The organism is Pseudomonas sp. NPDC087598 (genome assembly GCF_044743525.1).
Lineage (GTDB): Bacteria > Pseudomonadota > Gammaproteobacteria > Pseudomonadales > Pseudomonadaceae > Aquipseudomonas.
Genome location: NZ_JBIUWQ010000044.1, coordinates 46,710 through 52,787 on the forward strand (window position 1 = coordinate 46,710; position 6,078 = coordinate 52,787).

Below are 6,078 nucleotides of genomic sequence, written 5' to 3' on the forward strand. Positions count from 1 at the left end.
ATATTCATGAAGATTATTCGCAGCAAGACCTTCACCGCCGACCGCGCCTGGGGCGCGCTCGATATCGCCAACATGAACGGCATCACCACGCGCCTGCACTGGACCGATCAGCCTTATAAGTGGCACGTCAATGACGGTGAGGAAGTGTTCGTGGTGCTCGACGGCGAAGTGTCGATGCATTACCGCGAGGAGGGTGAAGAACAACAGGTGCAGTTGGCGGTTGGTGACATTTTCTACGCCTCGGTCGGCACCGAGCATGTCGCTCACCCGCAGGGCGTGGCGCGAATTCTGGTGATCGAAAGCGAGGGCAGTGTTTAACTGCTTATCTGCAAAATAGATAACAGTTAGAGAAATTACCTGTTATATAGATATTCGATTCAGATCTACCATGGACTCAACCTCACCTGAGGACAGGAGTTCATGATGACTTGCCCCAACAGCAGCAAACCCGGCATCAAGCCGCTCAGCCAACTTCAGCATCCGCGTGAAGTGATTCGCCAATTCACCCCGAACTGGTTCGCCGCCACCATGGGTACCGGGGTGCTGGCACTGGCGTTGGCGAATTTGCCGGTAGCGATTCCCGGGATGCATGCCGTGGCCGAAGGGCTGTGGTTGTTCAACATCCTCTTGTTCACTCTGTTTACCGCTGCTTATACCGCCCGTTGGATTTTGTTCTTCGACGAGGCGCGGCGGATTTTCGGCCATTCCACCGTGTCGATGTTCTTCGGCACCATTCCCATGGGCCTGGCAACGATCATCAACGGCTTTCTGCTGTTCGGTCTGCCACGTTGGGGTGACGGCGTCATTCAACTGGCCGAAGTGCTGTGGTGGCTGGATGTGGCGATGTCGCTGGCCTGTGGCGTATTGATTCCCTACATGATGTTTACCCGCCAGGAACACAGCATCGACCAGATGACGGCGGTTTGGCTGTTACCGGTGGTGGCCGCCGAAGTCGCCGCCGCCAGTGGTGGATTGCTCGCACCCCACTTGACCGATGCCCACTCGCAACTGGTGGTACTGACGACAAGCTACGTGCTCTGGGCGTTTTCCCTGCCGGTGGCGTTCAGCATTCTGACCATCCTGTTGCTGCGCATGGCCTTGCATAAACTGCCTCATGAAAACATGGCCGCCTCGAGCTGGCTGGCCCTCGGCCCGATCGGTACCGGTGCGCTGGGTATGTTGCTGCTGGGAGCGGATGCCCCGGCGATCTTCGCGGCCAACGGCCTGCCGGGCATTGGCGAAATCGCTTCCGGCATTGGCCTGGTGGCCGGGATCACGCTGTGGGGCTTTGGTTTGTGGTGGATGCTGATGGCACTGCTGATCACCGTGCGTTATCTGCGCGACGGTATTCCGTTCAACCTCGGCTGGTGGGGATTCACCTTCCCGCTGGGCGTGTATTCGCTGGCAACTCTCAAACTTGCAAGCACGCTCAACCTCGGGTTTTTCAGTGTGGTTGGCTGCGTGCTGGTGACATTGTTGGCGGTCATGTGGCTGATCGTCGGCAAGCGCACCGTGCAAGGGGCATGGCGTGGCGAACTGTTTGTTTCGCCGTGCATTGCAGGTTTGAAGAAATAACCTGAAAGTTTTAGGTAATGTGTGGCCTGGATCGCGGTTCGAGATTCCAATACAAGAACCCAGGCCTCTCTACCCAACATCAGGAAAACACGGAAGATGAGTCACCCCTCACAGTTCAACCTGCTGCGCACCCGGCGCTTCCTGCCGTTTTTCATCACACAGTCGCTCGGTGCGTTCAACGACAACGTATTCAAACAGTCGCTGATCCTCGCCATTCTCTATCGACTGACCATCGAGGGTGACCGCTCGATCTGGGTCAACCTGTGTGCGCTGCTGTTTATTCTGCCGTTCTTCCTGTTTTCGGCACTGGCCGGACAGTTTGGCGAGAAGTTCGCCAAAGACGCGCTGATCCGTCTGATCAAGCTCGCGGAAATCGCCATCATGGCGGTGGGATCGGTCGGTTTCCTTTTCGATCACTTGTCACTGATGCTGGTGGCGCTGTTCGCGATGGGCACCCATTCGGCGCTGTTCGGGCCGGTGAAATATTCGATCCTGCCGCAAGCCTTGCGTGAGGAGGAATTGGTCGGCGGCAATGGTCTGGTCGAGATGGGCACGTTCCTCGCGATTCTGGCGGGGACCATCGGTGCCGGGGTCATCATGTCCTCGACCCACTACGCGCCGCTGGTCTCGACGGCCATCGTCGGCATCGCCGTGCTGGGTTATCTTGCCAGCCGCAGCATTCCCCGCGCGGCGGCTTCGTCGCCGGATATGCGCCTGAACTGGAACATCTTCAGCCAATCCTGGGCGACCCTGAAACTCGGTCTGGGTCAGACGCCCGCCGTGTCGCGCTCGATTGTCGGCAACTCGTGGTTCTGGTTTGTCGGGGCGATTTACCTGACGCAGATCCCGGCCTACGCCAAAGAGTGGATGCACGGCGATGAAACCGTGGTCACGCTGATTCTCACGGTGTTTTCGGTGGGTATCGCGCTGGGTTCGATGCTCTGCGAGAAGCTTTCCGGGCGCAAAGTTGAGATCGGTCTGGTGCCGTTTGGCTCATTCGGTCTGACGGTGTTTGGTCTGCTGTTGTGGTGGCACTCCGGTGGAATTCCCGATAGCGTCACTGGCCACAGCTGGACTGAAGTACTGGGCTTTGCCCACACCTGGGCAGTGCTGGTCGACATTCTCGGTCTCGGCATCTTCGGTGGCTTTTATATCGTGCCGCTTTACGCGCTGATCCAGTCGCGCACCGCCGAGAACGAACGCGCGCGAGTGATTGCCGCCAATAATATTCTCAACGCGCTGTTCATGGTGGTGTCAGCCATTGTCTCAATCGTGTTGTTGAGCGTGGTCAAGCTGTCGATCCCGCAGTTGTTCCTCGTGGTGTCGCTGCTGAACATCGGCGTCAACGCCTACATCTTCAAGATCGTCCCCGAGTTCAGCATGCGTTTCATGATCTGGTTGCTCAGCCATTCCATGTACCGCGTCGAGCATCGCAACCTGGAAGCAATCCCCGATGAAGGCGCGGCATTGCTGGTGTGCAACCACGTGTCGTTCGTCGACGCCCTGCTGATTGGCGGCGCGGTGCGTCGGCCGATTCGCTTTGTCATGTACTACAAGATCTACAACTTGCCGGTGTTGAACTTTATCTTCCGCACGGCGGGTACTATTCCGATTGCCGGGCGCCATGAAGATATTCAGATCTACGAAAAAGCCTTCACGCGGATTGCCCAGTATCTGAAGGACGGTGAGCTGGTGTGCATCTTTCCGGAGGGCAAACTGACTGCCGACGGTGAGATCAACGAATTCAAGGGCGGGCTGACGCGGATCCTCGAGGAAACGCCGGTGCCGGTGATTCCGCTGGCGTTGCAGGGCTTGTGGGGAAGTTTCTTCAGTCGCGATCCGAACAAGGGAGTGTTCCGTCGCTTGTGGTCGCGGGTGACGTTGGTGGCGGGTTCGCCTGTTGCTGTTGAAGGGGCGGAACCGGCGAAGTTGCAAGGTTTGGTGGGGGAGTTGCGCGGGGCTGTCAGATAGTTGTTGTCTGATCTGGCCTCATCGCTGGCAAGCCAGCTCCCACAAGGATCGTGTACACCGTCGAACCTGTGGGAGCTGGCTTGCCAGCGATGGGGTCAGAGGCTTAAGCGCTGACCTTGAGGCCGATCAAACCAGTGATGATCAACGCCACACTGGCCAGCCGAATCAACGCCATTGACTCACCAAACAGAATGATCCCGGCGATCACCGTGCCCACGGCGCCGACACCGGTCCAGATCGCATAGGCCGTGCCCAGCGGCAATTCCTTCATCGCCAGGCCTAGCAGGCCAAGGCTGATGGCCATGGCTGCAACGGTCAGGGCGGTAGGGAGTGGACGGCTGAAGCCATCGGTGTATTTCAGGCCGACGGCCCAGCCGACTTCGAACAGGCCGGCGAAAAACAGAATGATCCAGGACATGAGAGACCTCCATCGATTGACGGGGTCGTCCCCAGATTAAAAACTCGATCGAGCCGCAGGGTCGTCCCCGCGTAGCGCAATAGTTTGACGAGCATTAACCCGGGGATCAAGTTTCAGCTCAGTCGGCGGCCTGTTGCGCCAAGGCTTCACGATCTTCCTTCTCGCTCATGCGTCGGAAGTAGGTTGAAAGCAGCGCCCCGGAAATATTGTGCCAAACACTGAACAACGCGCTCGGCACCGCCGCCAATGGCGAGAAATGCGCACTGGCCAAAGCGGCGCCCAATCCCGAGTTCTGCATGCCGACTTCCAGCGCCAGCGACTTGCGTTGCGCCAACGGCAGCTTGAACAGCCGGCCGGTGAAGTAACCGAGCAAGTAACCGAAGCTGTTGTGCAGCATCACTACCGCCATGATCAGCAGGCCGGATTCGGCGATTTTCGCCTGACTGGCCGCTACCACCGCGGTGACGATGATCACGATGCTGACCACCGACACCAGCGGCAATACCTCCACCGCATGCCGAACCTTGTCACCCAGCAAACGCTGGGCAACCACGCCAAGAATGATCGGCAGCAGCACCACTTGCAGGATCGACCAGAACAACTCCATGAACGACACCGGCAACCACGCCGAGGCCAACAGCCAGATCAACGCCGGGGTCAGCAACGGGGCGAGGAGGGTGGTCACGGCAGCAATGGCCACCGACAACGCCAGATCGCCACGGGCCAGCCACGTCATTACGTTGGAGGAGGTGCCGCTTGGGCAGCAACCGACCAGAATCACCCCGACGGCGATTTCCGGCGGCAGGTGAAACACCTGACAAAGCAACCACGCCACACCGGGCATGATCACGAAATGTGCGACGACGCCCAGCGCGACACGCCACGGGTGGCGGGCGACAGCGGCAAAATCATCGAGTTTGAGGGTTAGCCCCATGCCGAACATTACCAGGCCCAGCAGCGGCACGATCGCGCCTTTGAGGCCAAGGAACCATGCCGGTTGCAGGAACGCGATAACCGCAAAAATCAAAACCCAGTAAGCGAAGGTATTGCCGATAAAACGGCTCAGTGCAGCCAGTGCGCGCATGGCTTGTTCCTTATTATTGAATGAACACCACAAAACAAATGTAGGAGTGAGCCTGCTCGCGATCGCGGTCTTACAGTCAACATCTCCGTTGAATGTCGGTCCCTTATCGCGAGCAGGCTCACTCCTACATTATGAAGCTCGTCGGGCTTTAGATCCCTTGCGGAGTCTCTTCGCCACCCAACGCTTCAACCAGCGCCGGCAGGAAATCACCGAACGTCAGCATCATCAGGGTGAAGCTGGCGTCCAGTTGACCCAGTGCCTCATCGCCGCCGTCCTGTTCCGCCTGATCCTGCAACAGATCTTCGAACTTCAGGCGTTTGACGGTCATCTTGTCATCAAGCATGAACGACAGCTTGTCCTGCCAGGCCAGCGACAATTGCGTAACGACTTTGCCGGTGCTCAGGTGCAACTGGATTTCTTCGCTGGTCAGGTCCTGACGCTTGCAACGGACGATGCCGCCATCTTCGTGGGTGTCGCGCAGTTCGCACTCGTCCAGCACATAGAAGTCGTCGGCGGCTTTCTGCGTGGTGACCCAATCGGTCATGACCGCTGTCGGTGCCATTTTCACGGTCAACGGACGGACGGGCAGGGTGCCGATCACTTCACGCAGGGTCGACAGCAAGTCTTCGGCGCGTTTCGGGCTGGCCGAGTTGACCAGGATCAGGCCTTTTTTCGGCGCGATGGCGGCGAAGGTCGACGAGCGACGGATAAATGCACGCGGCAGGAAGGCCTGGATGATTTCATCCTTGATCTGGTCGCGTTCCTTCTTATAGACCTTGCGCATCTGCTCGGCTTCGATCTCTTCGACCTTTTCCTTGACCGCGTCACGTACGACGCTGCCCGGCAGAATGCGTTCTTCTTTACGTGCAGCGATCAGCAGGAAATCACCGCTGACGTGCACCAGTGGAGCATCTTCGCCTTTGCCGAATGGCGCGACGAAACCGTAGGTGGTCAACTCCTGGCTTGCACATGGACGCGCCAGTTTGGTGGCCAGTGCAGTTTCCAGCGCCTCGGCATCGACAGGAAGGTC

Annotated in this window: 6 protein-coding genes; 3 read left to right on the forward strand and 3 right to left on the reverse strand. The window is 58.3% G+C overall.

Annotation, left to right across the window (positions count from 1 at the left end; translation table 11 throughout):
- The first annotated feature begins 6 nt into the window (after nt 1-6).
- The 3 genes from ACIOWE_RS21620 (at nt 7) to ACIOWE_RS21630 (ending at nt 3,546) form a co-directional block, all read left to right on the forward strand.
- Nucleotides 7-318 carry a cupin domain-containing protein gene (locus tag ACIOWE_RS21620; RefSeq protein ID WP_401395597.1) on the forward strand — a complete coding sequence of 104 codons (312 nt, stop codon included), beginning with the start codon at nt 7-9 and terminating at the stop codon, nt 316-318.
- 105 nt (nt 319-423) lie between these two features.
- Nucleotides 424-1,575 carry a TDT family transporter gene (locus ACIOWE_RS21625; protein WP_401395600.1) on the forward strand — a complete coding sequence of 384 codons (1,152 nt, stop codon included), beginning with the start codon at nt 424-426 and terminating at the stop codon, nt 1,573-1,575.
- Between the two features lie 96 nt (nt 1,576-1,671).
- Nucleotides 1,672-3,546: an MFS transporter gene (locus tag ACIOWE_RS21630; RefSeq protein WP_401395603.1), complete on the forward strand. Its 1,875-nt coding sequence runs from the start codon at nt 1,672-1,674 to the stop codon at nt 3,544-3,546.
- A gap of 103 nt (nt 3,547-3,649) precedes the next feature.
- Here the strand turns inward: ACIOWE_RS21630 and sugE are convergent, their stop codons facing one another.
- From sugE to rdgC, 3 genes are all read right to left on the reverse strand, one after another.
- Nucleotides 3,650-3,964 (reverse strand): quaternary ammonium compound efflux SMR transporter SugE, encoded by a 315-nt coding sequence (gene sugE, locus ACIOWE_RS21635; protein WP_008077894.1) that lies wholly within the window; start codon nt 3,962-3,964, stop codon nt 3,650-3,652.
- A 118-nt stretch (nt 3,965-4,082) separates the two neighbouring features.
- Nucleotides 4,083-5,048 (reverse strand): bile acid:sodium symporter family protein, encoded by a 966-nt coding sequence (locus tag ACIOWE_RS21640; protein ID WP_401395606.1) that lies wholly within the window; start codon nt 5,046-5,048, stop codon nt 4,083-4,085.
- 148 nt (nt 5,049-5,196) lie between these two features.
- Nucleotides 5,197-6,078 (reverse strand): recombination-associated protein RdgC (rdgC, locus tag ACIOWE_RS21645; protein WP_401395609.1); only part of this gene is annotated, 882 nt, incomplete at its 5' end.